Annotated in this window: 19 protein-coding genes; 8 read left to right on the top strand and 11 right to left on the bottom strand. The window is 64.1% G+C overall.

Translation table 11 applies throughout. The features are described from left to right. Positions 1-67: 67 nt before the first annotated feature. From J5251_RS03270 to J5251_RS03260, 3 genes are all read left to right on the top strand, one after another. Positions 68-544 carry a TetR family transcriptional regulator gene (locus J5251_RS03270; protein ID WP_139005593.1) on the top strand — a complete coding sequence of 159 codons (477 nt, stop codon included), beginning with the start codon at positions 68-70 and terminating at the stop codon, positions 542-544. Then, positions 544-1,065, top strand: a complete 522-nt coding sequence (locus J5251_RS03265) for a metallophosphoesterase family protein (RefSeq protein ID WP_208575160.1) — start codon at positions 544-546, stop codon at positions 1,063-1,065. The genes J5251_RS03270 and J5251_RS03265 overlap by 1 nt, the downstream gene beginning before the upstream one ends. A 62-nt stretch (positions 1,066-1,127) precedes the next feature. Further along, complete coding sequence (locus J5251_RS03260) at positions 1,128-2,003, top strand: 2-hydroxy-3-oxopropionate reductase (RefSeq protein ID WP_208575159.1); 876 nt, start codon at positions 1,128-1,130, stop codon at positions 2,001-2,003. Positions 2,004-2,016: 13 nt separating this feature from the next. On the opposite strand, the gene J5251_RS03255 is transcribed toward J5251_RS03260, so the two are convergent. From J5251_RS03255 to J5251_RS03245, 3 genes are all read right to left on the bottom strand, one after another. After that, positions 2,017-2,478 carry a DUF3817 domain-containing protein gene (locus J5251_RS03255; protein ID WP_139005590.1) on the bottom strand — a complete coding sequence of 154 codons (462 nt, stop codon included), beginning with the start codon at positions 2,476-2,478 and terminating at the stop codon, positions 2,017-2,019. Positions 2,479-2,591: 113 nt separating this feature from the next. Then, positions 2,592-2,849 (bottom strand): LysE family translocator, encoded by a 258-nt coding sequence (locus tag J5251_RS03250; protein WP_279633619.1) that lies wholly within the window; start codon positions 2,847-2,849, stop codon positions 2,592-2,594. Positions 2,850-2,871: 22 nt separating this feature from the next. Beyond that, complete coding sequence (locus J5251_RS03245; protein WP_208575157.1) at positions 2,872-3,066, bottom strand: DUF2795 domain-containing protein; 195 nt, start codon at positions 3,064-3,066, stop codon at positions 2,872-2,874. 99 nt (positions 3,067-3,165) lie between these two features. On the opposite strand from J5251_RS03245, the gene J5251_RS03240 reads away from it, so the two are divergent. Together J5251_RS03240 and J5251_RS03235 are read left to right on the top strand one after the other, a co-directional pair. Beyond that, entirely contained in the window at positions 3,166-3,789 is a 624-nt protein-coding gene (locus J5251_RS03240) for a LysE/ArgO family amino acid transporter (protein ID WP_139005587.1), read from the top strand. A gap of 52 nt (positions 3,790-3,841) precedes the next feature. Beyond that, positions 3,842-4,465 (top strand): GNAT family N-acetyltransferase, encoded by a 624-nt coding sequence (locus J5251_RS03235; protein ID WP_208575156.1) that lies wholly within the window; start codon positions 3,842-3,844, stop codon positions 4,463-4,465. A gap of 14 nt (positions 4,466-4,479) precedes the next feature. On the opposite strand, the gene J5251_RS03230 is transcribed toward J5251_RS03235, so the two are convergent. The 3 genes from J5251_RS03230 to J5251_RS03220 form a co-directional block, all read right to left on the bottom strand. Further along, the gene (locus J5251_RS03230; protein ID WP_139005585.1) at positions 4,480-5,490 is read right to left on the bottom strand and encodes a cation transporter; all 1,011 of its coding nucleotides are present in this window, start codon (positions 5,488-5,490) and stop codon (positions 4,480-4,482) included. Further along, on the bottom strand, positions 5,487-5,975 hold the full coding sequence (locus J5251_RS03225) for an ABC transporter substrate-binding protein (RefSeq protein ID WP_208575155.1): 489 nt from the start codon (positions 5,973-5,975) through the stop codon (positions 5,487-5,489). Before J5251_RS03225 ends, J5251_RS03230 begins: the two co-directional genes overlap by 4 nt. Positions 5,976-6,060: 85 nt before the next feature. Next, positions 6,061-6,546, bottom strand: coding sequence for a hypothetical protein (locus J5251_RS03220; protein ID WP_139005583.1), 486 nt, complete (start codon positions 6,544-6,546; stop codon positions 6,061-6,063). A gap of 185 nt (positions 6,547-6,731) precedes the next feature. Here J5251_RS03220 and J5251_RS03215 point away from each other — a divergent pair, with 185 nt between their 5' ends. Beyond that, positions 6,732-7,715: a hypothetical protein gene (locus J5251_RS03215; RefSeq protein WP_139005582.1), complete on the top strand. Its 984-nt coding sequence runs from the start codon at positions 6,732-6,734 to the stop codon at positions 7,713-7,715. 12 nt (positions 7,716-7,727) lie between these two features. On the opposite strand, the gene betT is transcribed toward J5251_RS03215, so the two are convergent. The 4 genes from betT to J5251_RS03195 all read right to left on the bottom strand — a co-directional run bounded on the left by betT (position 7,728) and on the right by J5251_RS03195 (position 13,128). Beyond that, complete coding sequence (betT, locus tag J5251_RS03210; protein ID WP_139005581.1) at positions 7,728-9,986, bottom strand: choline BCCT transporter BetT; 2,259 nt, start codon at positions 9,984-9,986, stop codon at positions 7,728-7,730. Between the two features lie 64 nt (positions 9,987-10,050). Next, a complete protein-coding gene (locus J5251_RS03205; protein WP_074700496.1) occupies positions 10,051-10,725 on the bottom strand; it encodes an endonuclease/exonuclease/phosphatase family protein in 675 nt (224 codons plus the stop codon). A gap of 92 nt (positions 10,726-10,817) precedes the next feature. Then, a complete protein-coding gene (locus J5251_RS03200) occupies positions 10,818-12,311 on the bottom strand; it encodes a DUF4389 domain-containing protein (RefSeq protein WP_208575154.1) in 1,494 nt (497 codons plus the stop codon). A gap of 319 nt (positions 12,312-12,630) precedes the next feature. After that, positions 12,631-13,128: a GNAT family N-acetyltransferase gene (locus J5251_RS03195; protein ID WP_208575153.1), complete on the bottom strand. Its 498-nt coding sequence runs from the start codon at positions 13,126-13,128 to the stop codon at positions 12,631-12,633. A 365-nt stretch (positions 13,129-13,493) separates the two neighbouring features. On the opposite strand from J5251_RS03195, the gene J5251_RS03190 reads away from it, so the two are divergent. Next, a complete protein-coding gene (locus tag J5251_RS03190; RefSeq protein ID WP_139005577.1) occupies positions 13,494-14,039 on the top strand; it encodes a hypothetical protein in 546 nt (181 codons plus the stop codon). Between the two features lie 81 nt (positions 14,040-14,120). On the opposite strand, the gene epsC is transcribed toward J5251_RS03190, so the two are convergent. Continuing rightward, complete coding sequence (gene epsC / locus J5251_RS03185) at positions 14,121-14,708, bottom strand: serine O-acetyltransferase EpsC (protein WP_171059381.1); 588 nt, start codon at positions 14,706-14,708, stop codon at positions 14,121-14,123. A gap of 672 nt (positions 14,709-15,380) precedes the next feature. Here epsC and J5251_RS03180 point away from each other — a divergent pair. Continuing rightward, on the top strand, positions 15,381-16,085 hold the full coding sequence (locus J5251_RS03180; RefSeq protein WP_431188567.1) for a transglycosylase family protein: 705 nt from the start codon (positions 15,381-15,383) through the stop codon (positions 16,083-16,085). Positions 16,086-16,195: the final 110 nt, after the last annotated feature.

Genomic DNA, 16,195 nt, shown 5'->3' with positions numbered 1-16,195 from the left:
GTTGCAGTGTGTCGTGGCTAGACTTGAAGGCAAGCGGAGAACCCGCAGACAAGTAGCTGGAGGAGATATGTTCAGGCCCGGGGCGCCCATCGAGGAAATCGAACAGGACGTCGAAGAGATTATTACCGAGCTGGTCCACCAGCTGGGCAGACTGGCCGAACGGGATCCCGTCCCAGCAGGTGCAGAAGAACGGGCCTACATCCGGGCTTTCGCAGACGCCAGGTCAAACGCAGACCGGAACCAGGCAGCACTGCTCGCCACCGCCGTGGCCCGGCCGAATCTGGCCGAGGCGCTGATCTACTTGAACCGCAGGCTGGACAGCCGCGACCTCGACCCGCGGGACCCCGCGGGCATCATCGGTATCATCGTCCGCCTCGCCATGGACGGCCTGTGGGTCAGTGACATCCTGGATGAAACCCGCTTCACCGCCGCAGAGCGCCGCAAGCTGACGGGCATCCTGGAAGGCATGACCTACCTCACGGACAACCGGTTGGAAACACTTCTTGCCGAAACGGCACCAGAGCGGAAGGCGCAGGGCGTCTAGTGGCCAGAAGGCTGCTGCTCGTCGCGGACACCCATGTTCCCAAGCGCGCGCGGCAGCTGCCCGCCGAGGTCTGGGACGCCGTTGAGCAGGCCGACGTGGTCTTCCACGCTGGCGATTGGGTGGTCCCGGAGCTGCTGGACGAATTTGAACAGCGGAGCAGACAGCTGGTGGCAGTCTTTGGGAACAACGACGGCGAAGAGCTGCGGACGCGGCTGCCGGAAGTCGCCAGAGTAGCAATCGAGGGCGTCCGCTTCGCCATGATCCACGAGACCGGAGCCGCCGTCGGGCGCGAAAAGCGTGCCGATGCGAACTTCCCCGAGACAGATGTGCTGGTCTTCGGACACAGCCACATTCCGTGGGACACGACGTCGCCCGGCGGTCTGCGGCTGCTCAATCCAGGCTCGCCGACAGACCGGCGGCGCCAGCCGGTCTGCACCTACATGACAGTCCTGGTGGACGCGGGCCAAGTGCTCGACGTCGACCTGGTCACCGTCCGCAATCGATTACCGGGACCCGAGTGATGGCCACTACAGTGGCCGGCAGGTGTGTGGCGTCCGATTTCCACGACGAAGGCAGGTTTTTCATGACGAAGATTGGTTTCATCGGCTTGGGCATTATGGGCGGCCCGATGGCGGCAAATTTGGTCAAGGCAGGGTTCGATGTGGCCGGGTACAACCGCTCACAGGCCAAGGTGGAGCGCTTCGTCGAAGCCGGTGGCACCGGTGCTGCCACCGTGGCTGAAGCCGTTCGGGACCGCGACGTCATCATTACCTGCCTGCCGGATTCGCCCGACGTCGAGGCGATGGCCCTGGGCGACGACGGCGTTTTTGCCCACGCCCGCGAAGGTGCCCTTTTCATTGACATGAGCACCATCCAGCCGGCCACGGCACGCAAGCTCGCCGAGGCAGGACAGTCGGCGGGCTTCGGCGTGCTCGACGCGCCGATCAGCGGGGGCGAACGCGGCGCCATCGAAGCCACGCTGTCCATCATGGTCGGTGGGGAAGCCTCCGACGTGGAAACGGCCCGGCCCGTCTTCGAGGCCATGGGCAAGACGATCGTCCATGTCGGTCCGGCCGGGGCAGGGCAGACGGTCAAGGCCGCCAATCAACTGATCTGTGCTGTCAACATCCAAGCCGTGGCCGAGGCCATCGTTTTCCTGGAGGCCAACTCGGTGGATCCGACTATCGCCATCAACGCCCTCTCCGGCGGTCTCGCCGGCAGCGCGGTGCTGGAGCGGCGCGCACCCAGCATGGTGGAACGGAATTTTCAGCCCGGCTTCCGCGCGGAGCTGCACAACAAGGACTTGCGCATTCTCACCGCGGCCGCACGGGACGCGGGAGTCACTATCCCCTTGGGCACGGCGGCGGCTCAGCTCATGGCGGCGCTGGTGGCACAGGGCGACGGAAAACTGGACAACACTGCGCTGCTGAAGCTGGTCGAACAACTCTCCGGCCGGTAGCCGCGGACGGACCTTACGCGAACCAGGTGTCGGGCGGGCCGAGGAACAGCAGGAAACTGAAGACCGCGGCCACAGCAATGAGTGCGACGACGATGGCCGTGATGGGCTTGCGCAGCACCCACGCCTGGAGCTTCTCAAGCAAGCCGCGCGGCTCCTCGCCGCCAACGGCCAGGCGCCAGCCACCGTTGAGCAGGCCCCTCTTGTCCAGCGACTTTTCCATCGGGATGGTGGCATAGGGAATGACGGCGGAAACCAGTGCGAGGAGGCCGGTTTTGGCCGGCCACTTCTGGTTGACCCACATGAAGCACGTGACCGCCGCGTAGCAAAGGAACACGAACCCGTGGATGCCCCCGCCGATGCGGACGCCTACCTCAGTGGTTTCGGTGACGTACTTGAGGAACAGGCCGATCAGCAGCAGCGTCCACGTCACCGCCTCGGCGAAGGCGACAGAGCGGAACAGGGCGCGCGGAGACATAAGGGTCCTCTACTGGGGAAAATGGATCCCTTCCAAAATACCGCCCCGACGCGTGCCGGCGCACCTTGGTGCAGAACCGACGCACCCTCGCCGAGGGGACGCACCCTGGAGGGCTACCGGGTTTCCATGGACAGGGCAGTGCCGAATCCGATTATGACAGTGCCCGTGATTCGGTCCGTCGTCTTCGCCACCTTCAGTGTCCGCAGCCATTTCCGGGCGACATGCGTGCCGAAGATTATGCCGGTGAACCACAGCAGGCCCAGCAGGTTGTGTACCGCGGCCAAGGCTATGGCCATCAGGAGCGGAGCGGCTTCGTCCGGAATGAACTGCGGAATCATCGCGATGTAGAAAACCCCGACCTTGGGATTCAGTAGATTCGTACCGGTTAGGCTCTTAACTGTTGGAGATGGCCTTGTTGACCTCGGCCGGAGTCTCGTAGTCCTTCTCCGGCAGGCCGCGCAGTGCCTCGAGGACGCTATTGTCGGCGCCCGAGTTCTCCGCGTGCTTGACCAGGTCGGCGGCCGAGGCGGGATAGTCGACGCCGCCAAGGGCCTTCTGGATGTCGATGGGGCTGGGGTTGTCTGTCATGCGGTTTCCTCCTGAAGGGGAAGGTGGACGGTTACCAATCCAACGTACGTTCCCCGCCGGTGCAGGGGAATAGTCCGGCGCATAGTACCTTCGAATCTTGTGAATGCACTTGATTTGGTCCAGGCGGCGGTCCTCGGGTTGGGGACAGGGCTGGCGCTGATTATCGCCATTGGGGCGCAGAACGCGTTTGTGCTGCGGCAGGGCATCCGCGGTGAGCATGTTGCCGTCGTCGTTGCCATCTGCGCCCTGTCGGACGCGGTGCTCATCGCCGCAGGCATCCTGGGCATCGGAGCGCTGATCGAGGCCGCGCCGGTGGTGGTCGACGTCATCCGCTATGCCGGCGCCGCGTTCCTGATCGGTTACGGCCTGATCGCGGCGAAGCGCGCCATCCGGCCCGGATCGCTCACAGCCGGCGAGCAGCAGGGCCCGCTCAGCACCAAGGCCGCCGTGGCCACGGTGCTGGCCCTGACCTGGCTGAACCCGCACGTGTACCTGGACACGGTGCTGCTGCTGGGCTCGGTGGCCAACAGCCAGGCGCCGGATGCGCGCTGGTGGTTCGGCGGCGGCGCGATGCTGGGCAGCATTCTCTGGTTCAGTGCGCTCGGTTTCGGCGCCCGGCTGCTCCGGCCGTTCTTCGCGAAACCGTCCTCGTGGCGGATCTTGGACGGAGCGATCGCGGTGGTTATGTTCGCGCTCGGGATCCGGATGGCGATCGGCGCCTAGAAAACCGCCGGCAGGTCTTCGCAAGGTGCCGCGTCGCTGCCAAGCTGGAGGCATGGCGCAGCTGGATGGGACGCAGCATGGCACGACCCAGAGGGACCTTTCCGGGCTCGAACTGGTGGAAATAACGACGGCGACCTGGCCAGTTTTCGAGGAACTCTTCGGCCCCGATGGGGTGCAGGGCGGGTGCTGGTGTTCCTGGTTCCGGCTGTCCTCGCGCGACTATTCATCTTCCAGCAGCGCGGAACGGCGGGATTTCATGCGTGCGCGCGTGGAGACCGGCGAGCCGTTCGGCCTGGTTGCAAGGCTCGACGGCGAACCGCTGGGCTGGGTATCCGTGGCACCGCGGCAGTACCATACCAGGCTGGAACGTTCCTCGGTCGCCCGGCTGGCGGAGAACGAGGACCCGGCAAGCTTGTGGACGGTGGCCTGCTTCTATATCAAGCGCGAGGCGCGTGGAGTCGGCCTGTCCCACCGGCTGCTGGACGCCGCCGTCGAACATGCGGCAAGCCGCGGAGCCAGAGCGGTCGAGGGGTACCCGGTGGATACTGCCGGCGGCAAGACACCGCAGCAGGAGCTGTACTACGGCACCTTGGACGTGTTTCTAGCAGCCGGGTTCGAGCTGGTGGAACGCCGCGGCAAGCGGCGTGCCCTGGTGCGGAAGGCGCTCGCCGGCTGAAGCCCCGCCGGAAGCTAATCCTCGCCGCCGGTCTCGACGCCCGGCAGGAACTCTTCGGGCAGCTCCGGGACCAGGACGATCACCAGGTCCTGGATCTTCCAGTCCAGATCCACGCAGTCCTCGCGCAGCTGCTCCAAGTCTTCCGCCGTCGGCGTGCTGCCTTCGCGTGGAACAACAAAGGACTCCACATGGAAAACATGGCCTTCGTCGCGAATCCGGCTTTTGGCCTCGCCCACCCAGCCGGTGTTGCCCAGGAAGTCGTCGATTCGACCGAGCAGCGGGTGCGGGCCGGCGTTGTCGTAAGTCCGGGCCCGGGCGTCCATGAGGTCGCTGACTGCACCGCGCAGGTTCTTGACGCCGTCGTTAGCTATGCTGGCCGAAATGACGAGGGCGGCCACGGAGTCTGCCCACCACCAGCCGATGCCGATCCCCGCCACACCTACGGCGGCGGCGACGGCGGTCATCCAGTCGGCCTTGTTCATGTCGGCGTCAGCATAGAGCACCTTGTCGTGCAACTTCTCGGCCAGCTTCATCTTGGCGTGGCCGATAAAGACCGGCGGCGCCGCGATCAGCAGCATGACGCCGATCATGAGCCAACCCAGCCAGATGGTCCGGCCGAACAGTTCCACGCCGCCGATCGTCGGGTGCTCCGCGGTGACCAGTCCCAGCGCCGAGTCCACCAGCAGATAGGTGCCCATGACCAGCAGCGCGACGGCGGCCACCAAATGGGCTATCCCAATGGCGCGGTGGTAGCCGTAGGGATGCTGCACGGTGGGCGGCTTGCGGATGACGCGGGCGGCCACGAGGAACGCGATGGGCGGCAGGAAGGAGAGCATGTCCTCGATCCAGGCCGCCTTCATGGCCTGCGAGTTGCCGAGCACCAGATACACCAGCGCTACCGTGAAGGCCAGGAACGCGATGGTGATCCACTCGAGTTTTTTGGCCTTGCGCAGGGTCTCGCGCTGCTCCTCCGGGAGCCGCGTATTGCCGAAGTGCACGGCCTGCACGTTGTGCCCGGCGCTCATGACTGCAGCTCCTGGGCCAGCAGGTACTTATCCAAGGCGAGCAGGAAAGCGTTTTCGCCCAGCGGCGTCAGCATGACGTGTTTGACCGTCTTGCCGCGTTCGTCTTTAGTCTCCATGTACGGCCGGGTCATGCCCGCGTGCTTGGTCCAGGGCGTGTCATCCGCGAAGCCACCGATGACCAGATCCAGCTCGCCGTGTTCAAGGTCGTCCACGAGTTCGTGCTCCGTGCCCCCGATCCATTCAATGGTGGCCTCGCGGGTAGCGGCGAAACCACGTACCAGATCCGGCTCTATCCCGGCCGGTTCGGCGCCCGGCTGCAGTTGGACCCAGTTGCCTTCCTCGCCCGCTGCGGCGGTGACTCCTACCTGGATCGTCCCGCCGGTAATTTCCTGCAGCGTCCCGTCCGGATCGGCCGGCATGGATACCCCGCAGCCGGCCAGCAGGGGAGCGGCGGCGAGTATCACCGCCCATCGGATCCTTGGCATCGGCAAGGCAATCACCTCCAGGTTCGTGGCGTTCTGCTACTGCTTCGGACTCTAGCAAGCCAAAGTCCGCGCGGGGATCAAACAGCTAATGCCGTGCGTATTTGGCGTCCCGGTAGCAGACCACTGTCACGGTGATGGACAGGGCAATGGAGATGATGCCGAGCGGATTGCACAGCGCGATGGACATGCCCAATGCGGATTCGCCGGCCAAGGCCGTCAACACCGAACCGCCGTTCTCACCGAAGTCTGGCACGGTGAAACCGAATCCGAAGGCCACCAGATACGTGGTCAGCAGCAGTGCGGATGTCTTCAGGGGCGCGCCGAAAGGCCGTGTTTTGACGGCGTTCGCCACGGTCTTGACCCCCGAGAACAGCAGCAGGAGCAGCAGCACCGGCCCGAGCGTGAACGCCAGGATCGACAGCATCGGCCCGGAGATCCCGAACAGCACCCGCCCGGCGACCACCCACACGGGAACCAGGATGGCCATCGGGATGCAGATCACCGCCATCAGGGCCTGGAAGGGATTAGGGCGGCGTACGACGGCGGGGCGGGACAACGCTTCTGAACTCACCCTATTGACTATATGGTGAGCCGGCGGTCGTTAGCCTGGACATGTTCGGTGAAACGAAGTGGGACAGGACTAGTTTTTTGGCCCTCAGGTTCGGCGACATCTCGTACAACTTGCCCAATCCCACGACATCGTCCATGTTCCTCAGGATAGGCCGCGGTACGGACTGTCAGATATATGCTTTCTCCATGAACGAGGAGAGCGGGCAGGGCCAAGCGGTATCCCTGCGGGTGACGATCGAGGTGAACATTATCGACCCCGACGCCCTCCGGGATAGTGCGATCTCTCGTGCCTCCGACACCCAGGAAGTCGAGTATGCGATCAGCGACCCGATGAACGCGCTCATCATCGCCTCGGATCCGATCCAGGCGGCGGACGTCCTCGCCGGCGTGGAGGGGGTGGAGCCGCGTGCATTCCGGGTCTCCGCGGAGACGGGCAATCCCGCCGACGATGACGACATCCATGCTGCCGACACGGCGATCGTGATCGACGGCGAGTTTGCCGACCGCCGGCCTGCCGACGTTCCCGATGCTCCAGTCACCGAACAGGATTTCATCGATCTCTCCGCCCAGGTGGAGGGGCTGAGCCCCGACATGCTCGGCTACGACGACGAACTTGAGGACGAGGGGGAGCGCCGTCGTTCGCTCCGGCAGGCCAAACTGGTCGCCGGACTGCTGTGGCACGCCTCCGTTGTCATGATGGACGAGCTGTTCTCGGACATTGAGTTGCTGCGCAGCCGGGGAACGCCGACGGCGGCGGACATGGACGAAACGTTCGTCATTTCGGGCCTGCCGCCGCGCTTCGCACACCGCTACACGGCCCTGTTCGCCCAGCGGTTCCTCACGGTCGCCGTCGACCTTACTACCAGGATTGCCGGCCGCTGGCAGCCGCCGTCGTGCGTTGCCCAGGAGCTTGCGCTGCGCTGCCTGCTCAACGAGGCGCAGTTGCTGGCCGAGGAAGCCGGGCTGGAGCTGGACGAAGACTGGCGGGCAACCGTGGAAGAGTTCCTGCTCGAGGACACGGATGCGGAACTGCTGTATAGCGAGGCGCTGGATGGTTTCGAGGACTACCTCGACAGCATCGGGACCGGCGTGGCTTCGATGAAGTTCGAGAACTGGTTCGAGCCGTTCAACAATGCCCGCCATGTGCCGCCGTACGCCCTGAGCGACTAGCCGTTGGCAAGATCATTCGTCGACCCGCTCTACGTCGTCGGCTCTTGTGGGCACATGAGGTATCGCGTCCGTTGATGGTGGCACAGGGGGCGTGATGACTGAGGCATAGGCACGCTCGTTGGAGTATTGCAGGAACGACAGGTGCGCCTCATAACGGTCGAGGACATCGTTGATGACCTGTTGTTGGGTCAGCCCCATGAGGTCGTAGCCCTCCGTGCCTGTCTGGGTGAACACCTCAAGCCTGAAGTACACGTCGCTTTCCCTGGCCATGCTGCGGCCGCCGAAGGTGGGCACGGGGGCCTCGACCGCCGCCACCTGATAGTGGAAATTGCGGTGGTCTTCCATGTTGACCACGAGGGTGTTCTCCTCGATGCCAGTTTCCCCATTGGGGGCGGTGGTGAGCATGGCATCGTAGCCCAGCTCGTTGAATTCCCTGGCCACGTCTTCCAGCGCCGGGTGCACAGTGCGCTCGACGAACTGCGCCACGGACTTCTTCGAGGGGTAGGAGCGCAGACGCGCAAGGCGTTGGCGCCAGGTCTTCTCCGGGGTCTGACCGCCGTGGGCGGCAACCGAGCGCCGGCGCATTACCTGGCCTTCACGTTCGGCCTGCTCCATCCTGAGCACTTTCGAGAAGGACGCCATGACCAGGTAAGCAATGATGGTCACCGGAAGGGCGAAAATGAGCGTCGCGTACTCCATCGTGGTCACGCCCCCGGCTACAAGCATGGCCACCGTGAGGATTGCGGTGACCAAAGCCCAAAAAATGCGTAACCACTTCGCGCCATCCACTGCGGGATCGGGAATCGAGGAGGAGAAGTTGGACATCACCATGGCACCTGAATTGGCACTGGTGAGGTAGAACAGCAGCCCGGATAGCGTGGCCAGTCCGATCAGGAAGGGAGCTCCCGGGAACATCTCGAGCAGTGCGTACCAGCCGTGCTCGGGACTGTCCATCGCCAGCTGTGCAAACTCCGTGTTCCCGTTGAGGACCTCGCGGAGGGCACTGTTGCCGAAGATCGAGACGATGAAAAAATCGCAGAGCACCGGTGCTGTGATGGCGGCGATGACGAACTCCCGCAACGTCCTTCCGCGTGAGATCCGCGCCAGAAAGAGCCCCACAAATGGCCCCCAGGCCATCCAGAATGCCCAGAAGAACAGGGTCCAGCCGCCCATCCATTGTGCTCCGCCGTCCTCATAGGCAAAGGTCTGCACCGTGCGCTCGGGCAGCGTGAAGACGAAGCGTCCGATGTTCTCAACCATCGCGTTGAGCAGAAAAGAGGTGTGGCCCGTGACCAGAATGTAGAGCATCATTGCCCCCGCAGCCCAAAGGTTGAGCTCGGAGATCAGCCGGATGCCTTTGTCCACGCCGGAGGTGCACGCGGCGATGGTCATAACCACGGCGACGAGCACGAGGGCGATCTGCAGCGCCAGCCCTTCCTGCAGGCCGAACAGCCAGGCGAAACCGACGTTGAGCAGAACGACGCCGATGCCCATCGAGGTTGCCACGCCGAATACGGTTCCGACCAAGGCAAAGATGTCGATGACATCGCCGGTAGCCCCGCGAACCCGTTTGCCCAGCAGCGGGTAGAGGGCCGCCCTGATGGAGAGCGGCATCCCCCAGCGGTAGGCGAAGTAACCCATGGCCATGCCGAGGAGTGCATACATGGACCAGCCCGCTATGCCGTAGTGGAACATGGTCCAGACAACTGCGTCCTGCGCGGCTTCGGCAGATTCCGGTGTGGCGGATGGGGGAGCGACATACTGCGAGATCGGCCCGGTGACCGAGTAAAAAAGCATGTCGATTCCGACGCCCGCAGCGAAGAGCATCGCGACCCATGTGAAGAGGTTGTATTTGGGTCGGGAGTGGTCAGGTCCGAGCCGGACGCTGCCCTCCTTGGAGAGTGCCACCCACAGGACGAACAAGACAACCAAGGTGATGGTGAGGACGTAGAACCAGCCCAGGTTCACGGCAATCCAGGTGACGACGGAAAGCATGGTGTCCGATGCATGCGCGGGCGTGACCATCGCCCAGATGGAGAAAGCAATGACGATCACGGCAGCGATGATCAAAACACGCCAGTTGATCCGCGGGCCACGGTGTTCGGCGAGCTCGGTGGGTCCCTTGCTCAGCAGCTCACTGCTGGAAATTGGCGGACGGCTTTCCTCGGCGTCATTCGGCCTGCGCCTCTCGCTCACTCCAAATTTGCTGCGCTCCACCATCGGCTGGGGAGCCTCGTTGCCGGCCTTTTGGGAGTCGTATGGGTCAGCCATCAGTTCTCCTTCACTTCGTGACCGTGGTCGGAGGTGGCCGCGGGCGGGCGGGCAGTAGGCGCAGCTAGTTCAGGTATTCGGCCGAGACGAGGATGGGCAGGTGGTCCGACTCCCCGCGGGGGAGAGTTTCGACACTCTCGATATTCAGCCCGAGCGAGGTGGCGAAATCGAAGTGGCCTTGGAAGACCTTGTAGCGCGTGTAGGTCCGGCGGTTGCTGAGCGTGAGCTCGTAGCCGGTTTCCTTGAGGTGTGAGATGAGGTTCTTGGTGAAGAAGGGGTAGTTGAAGTCGCCCACCATCAGCGTCATGCCTTCGCCGCCCATGGTGAGCAGTTCTGCGTGGCCGGCCTTGATCTGGTGGCGCCGGAGCGAATTCGTCGCGGTCAGCGGAGCGGCATGGAAGGAGCCGACCACGAGTTCATGCTGCGTCTCGTTGTCAACCAGCTTCACTCCGAGCAGCCGCTCGTGGGCGGGTGAGAGGACATAGTCATGCAGGGACTTCTTCAGCGCGAAAGTATTGGTGTCCAGGGCGGTGAAGCGGTCCTTGTGGTAGTACATCGCCAGGCCCAGCCGGTTGCCCTTGGTGGAGTCGGCCAAATGCAGCGGCCCCAGCGTGGGCGGCAGGTCCGTGGTGTCGCATTCCTGGAGGCAGAGGACATTGACGTCGAAGTCCTGGGTCAGTTTCAGCAGTTCACGGCTGGCACGGTGCTTTCGGAGGTTGTAGCTGATGACTCTGAGCACGGGAGCACCCCTTCCATAGGCCGTTCGAGGAAATCTGCCCTAATAGTACCCACAGCATCACGGCGGAACGGCGCAGATGAAGGATTTCACCCTCAGCCAAGAGGCTCGCGTTGGTGGGGACCTGGCTGCGCGGCGGCGTCACCGGTTTCCAGCGATGGCTCGGACGGGCCCTGGTCAAGCCGGAACGGCGGATACTCGTCGCGCATCAGCGCCGTGTAGGTGAGGACGCGGTAAATCCACCGGTTGATCCCGATGATCAGGTCAAACAGCGAGCGGCGGTACCTGCCGGTGAAGAGCAGGATGATTCCGGCGATCAGGACTAGCAGGCCCAGCAGGGAGGGGCCTGCTGCGCCGGCGTAATTGCCGTCCCAGTTCCCGCCCGCACCCCACCAGATCGCCGCATTCGAGAACGCGGACACGATCAGCAGGTGCGGAATAGCCAGCAGCCACCACTTGACCAGCACGAGGCCGTTGGTCAGGTGTTCGGGATAGGCGACGTCGAAGTCCGCCGGGTAGCTGGCCGGAGCCAGGGTGAACGGAGGGTAGCGGTCGGTGCCCAGCGCGGAGTAGGCGTAGAAGGCCACGCGCCAGTTCCAGCGCGCCACGCCCACATTGAAGTGGAACAGAGGCCGCGGATAGCGGCCGGTGAAAAGGATGGCGAAACCGGCGGCGATGGTGGTGACCACAAACGCGAACCACAGGAAAAAGAGCAGGAAATAGTGCGGAATGGCCAGCAGCCACTTCACCAGCCACAGCCAGCGCGAGAGGCCCGGGTCCAGTGCGCCGAACAGCGCGGCGGGATAAACCGGCCGTCCAGTCGCCGGAGAAGCTGAGTGCGACGGCGTGTGGTCACCTGCCGCGCGCCGGTCCACCGGGTTGTCGCCGGACAACGCAGAGGGCCGCGACGCCAAGGCCCGCCCGATTCCCGCTGCGCCGAGGATCAGCAGGGGCAAGCCGATGATCAGCAGCACGAGTCCTGTGATGAGCAGGCCCATCGTGAGCGGGCCCAGGAAGCCCGGCCTGACGCCGGCCTGCACGTCCACCGAGACGGGCTGGCTGGCATCCGCGTTCATGACCACCACGCTCCAGCTGCCGGACTGCAGGTCCCAGCTGATCCGCTGCTCGCCCGGACCGGATGCGGAGACCGCCCAAAAGTCCTGCTCGGCGGGAGGCTGCGGCGCGGAGGTCCCCGGCAGCTCCCGGTAGTCCGCGTCGAAGGGGCGGAACTCGACGTCCGCGAGCTGGGAGTGGGGCACGCCGGCCAGATAATTATCGACGGCATCCACCGAGGCAATTCCGATGAAGACGTCCTGTCCGGGCTGGGCGGCCCGCGCCTCGAGCCGGAAGCCGAACGCGTCGCCCAGATGCACGCCGGGCGGCAGCTCCTCGTCGATGACCACGTCCAACGGCTGGCTGGTCAGGGCGTAGGAGTCGGCATCCAGCCGGACCGGCTGGGAGGTGAGGTAGCCGTCGTCGTCCTGGGCAGCTTGGACCAGTCCTGTGAAAGCCGCCGTTGAAACCAGCGCCAGGCCGGCCAAGGACAGCAGGATCCCGAGGACCAGTAACACCACGTGACCGGGCTTCATGGCGGCCACCTCCTTCTAAATACTGTGGCCGATGCGTCGTTTCCGGTGCCCCGTTCGGAAAACTCTTTGCGAGCAGTGTGGCCCTGTACTGCCGTGGGCACAAGGGCTGTCAGGACCTGTTATCGCTGGCCGCCCCGGTCAGGGCCCCCGACTCGCCGCTGACCTTTCGATAGTGTCTGATGATGGATGGCGGCACCTTAATGAATTTCGCGTTGGTCCAGTTCATTGACCTCACGGAGGGGGCGCTATGAAACGCTGGCGGGACATCTGCTGACGGTGCTCTTCATGGAGAGGCTGCTGGCCGGACGCGTCCGCGGAATCATGCTCCCGCGCGGGCTTTCCACCAGAGCCACGCCTGCCCTGTCTGATCGTCCGGCACGATGCCTTGGCATGCGAATCCGGCTTTCGTGAGGACAGCCCCGGAATCGTTGGCGCGTGGAAGCGTGCGGGCTTCGACCACCGCCACTTCCACGGTGTTGAAGGCGCGCTCGACGAGCTGACGGACAGCAGCGGTGGCATATCCCTGCCCGCGGAAGCCGGGAGCGATCTCGTAGCCGATTTCGACTGTCCCGTCCTTGGGCGGGCCCTTGTAGCCGCCGGATCCAATCAGGGAGCCCAGCTCAGGATCCAGAAAGTAGTACATCCGCCACTCGGCCCGGTCGGGCTGTTTTAGGAGTACTTCGAGCGTGAACTCAATTACCCAAGGGTATTCGGGCCACCCGGCCGGAATGCTGACTCCCAACCCGGCAGCCAGGGAGTCAGGTCCCCCGCGCAGGAAGGCTCGCAGATCTTCCGGAGTGGCTGCTCTCAGCAGCATCTGCTTCGCTCACCGCCCTTTCAGCAGCAGTCCATCTATGCATTTCTGCCTTAGCGTAGCCGGGCAGGTTTGGGCCGCACCACGGGGCTGCCGGCTTGGGCTGAATACGTCGCATCGGGGCATTTGAAGTGCCCCGGAACCAACGACAGCGACAGCGGCCGATGCCGAAACAGCTTCAATTTGGAGCAGCTGGCCGAGGTTAACTTTGGATGATATGTCCACTGGTGAGGTAGTAAAAGGTTGCTTTCGCGTGGTGAAACGATAAAGTCGCTTTCCGGGGGCGCCGCAGTTAGCAGCGCCCTTTGGCCTGTCCGCAGGCCTTGTCAGTGATTCGCACTCTCCCCAACACGAATCGAGCATCAAATATGAAGAAGATAGTCTCAGCAGTGGCCCTGTCCGCTGCGCTTACCCTGTCAGCCGGCACCGCGGCCTACGCCTCCGATGCCCAGTACCCCGCCCCGGAACTATCCGTTGTCGTATCGGCCGGCAGCGTCCAGGCCGGCGAGGAATTCACCGTTTCCGGTGCAGGTCTCGAGGCCAACGAAGAGGCCACCATCACCGTGGCCCAGAACCAGTCCACCAAAAACTTCCGCGGATTCACGAAGACCACCTCGGCCAATGCCTCGGGCGAGTTCTCGGACGAGATTTCGATCGACAAGCCGGGCCGCCACTGGATCTCCGTGGAGGGCGATGAAAGCGGCGAAGTCGGCACGGCTTCGGTTGTCGTCACCGGACCGCCGGCCAATGGGCAGACCGGACCCAAGGAGGACAAAGAGCCCAAGGAACTGAAGGCAGACCGTTCCGCGGCCACCACGTCGGTTTCCCCGGCAGCATGGGGCGCAGCAGGACTTGGCCTGCTGGTCACGGCGGGGGCAGCAGGCGCCTTTATGGTCAAGCGCCGCCAGAGCTAAGGCTTGAGCTAGCAGCCAGGGCCTCACGGCAGCCGGGTGGCAGTGTCCAAGTGGCGCTGCTGCCCGGCTGCCGGTCTTTTATCAGAGCAGGAACGCCGGGTCGATCAGGTCCAGACGCGGATCCAGCGGATAATTGCCGTCTTTATGCCGCCACTGAGCAGGCACGCCGATGGCTACGGAGTTGGCGGGGATATCCGTTACGACGACGGCGTTGGCGCCGATCGCTGAATCGTCGCCAATGCTCACGGGGCCCAGAATCCGGCAACCGGAGCCCAGCATCACGCGGTTGCCGACGGTCGGATGCCGCTTGGTCTTATCCAACGCCCGGCCTCCCAGGGTGACACCTTGGTACATCATTACGTCGTCGCCGATCACGGAGGTTTCGCCAATGACAATCTTGGTGCCGTGGTCGATGAACACGCGGCGGCCCAAGGTGGCCGCGGGATGGATTTCGATCCCGGTGAGGAACCGGGCGAACTGGGACAGCAGCCGCGCACCGGTGCGCAGGTGCGGCCGGTTCCACATGGCGTGGGCAATGCGATGGGCCCAGACGGCGTGCACCCCGGAGTAGGCGAAGCCGACTTCCAGATCCGAGTTCGCGGCCGGGTCCTGGGCGCGCGCGGCCTTGAGGTCCTCGCGCAGCAGTGCCAGCAGGCTATTCCTGGCCACGGTCAATCAACTCCTTGTAGCGGTTATGGTTCCCTTCGCGGCAACCCGGGCCCGAGCCAGTGTATTCCCGGCGCACCTGCAGTTTTCCGCAGTAAGTGTTCGGGGTGTTTGCCGGGCTCTACGCCACCGGGCCGCAAAATTTTTTTCAGAGAGGGTTCCGGGCCGCCTCGACGAGCAGAATTCGTTCGTATTTTTGTTGTCCCGGGCGCACTGCCGCCGTCGATAATTTCGGGGCGGGGCCGACATCGAGCGTTGGGGTATTTGCGCAGGTGAGACGGTACATCAAGCGTTTTTAGCTACATTGGAAACCGGGCGAAAGTACCCTCGCCGTGACCCGGTCGGAACAGCCCTCCTGCTAACCCCGGCGCAGCGAGTAAAACAGCGAGTTGGCAGACGCACGACACGCGGCGCGACACGCGGAACGATTCATCACGATTTTGCATCGTTGATAACAGTCCGGTAACGTGGCGGCTTGTGCGGGGATGACCCCCGTTCGGGGGAGCCGGATCCCAACCGGCAGACTTACTGAAAACCGAATATGCTCGGCGCTGCCCAACACCGAATGCCGTCAACATGGCAGACGTCGAAAATGACCTCGATCCAAACGAGTGGTTGACGGCGGCGCAGTGAAGTCCGGGGACGGATGGAGCGAAGGTGGCCCTGCGGAGCATCGTGAACTCAAATAAGAACAAGAACTTCAGCCGTGCCCTGCGCGGAGGCCTTGCGGCAGTAGCCCTCACCGGTGCCGGTGTAGCCATGGTCGGAACCCCGGCCAACGCTGCCGACACCGCCACATGGGACGCCCTGGCCGAATGCGAAAGCGGCGGCGACTGGAGCATCAACACCGGCAACGGCTTCTCGGGTGGACTGCAGTTCACCCCCAGCACTTGGGCAGCATTCGGCGGCAGCGGAAGCCCGCAGAATGCAAGCAAGGCTGAGCAGATTGCTGTAGCCGAGAAGGTCCAGGCAACCCAGGGCTGGGGCGCATGGCCCGCATGCTCGGCCAAGCTGGGCCTGAACGGCGGCGGCGGAGCACCGGCTCCCGCACCTGCCGAGGCACCGGTCCAGGAAGCACCTGCCGAATACGCCGCGGCACAGGCCCCGGTTGAGGCTCCGGTCCAGGAAGCCCCCGTCGAGCAGGCACCTGTCCAGCAGGCCCCGGTTGCCCAGGCACCGGCCGCGCAGGCTCCGGTCCAGGCCCAGGTTGCCGTCAGCGGCGAGACCTACGCCGTGCAGGCTGGCGATACCCTCAACACCATTGCCACCGAGCTTGGCATCGAGGGTGGCTGGCAGGCACTGCACGCAGCCAACGCTGACACCGTCAGCAACCCGAACCTGATCTTCGTTGACCAGGTTCTGCAGCTGCCGGCCAACTAAGGCCCAGCTGACCTAATTCAACTGCGTTTTGCCGCGCAGTTACCCAAGAAAGCCCCGCGTTTCCCCCCAACTGCGCGGGGCTTTCTGCTGCCCGTGGGGCCGAAGTGGCG

This window comes from Arthrobacter crystallopoietes (genome assembly GCF_017603825.1).
Classification (GTDB): Bacteria; Actinomycetota; Actinomycetes; order Actinomycetales; family Micrococcaceae; genus Crystallibacter; species Crystallibacter crystallopoietes_B.
This window is presented reverse-complemented; position numbering and strand designations above follow the sequence as displayed.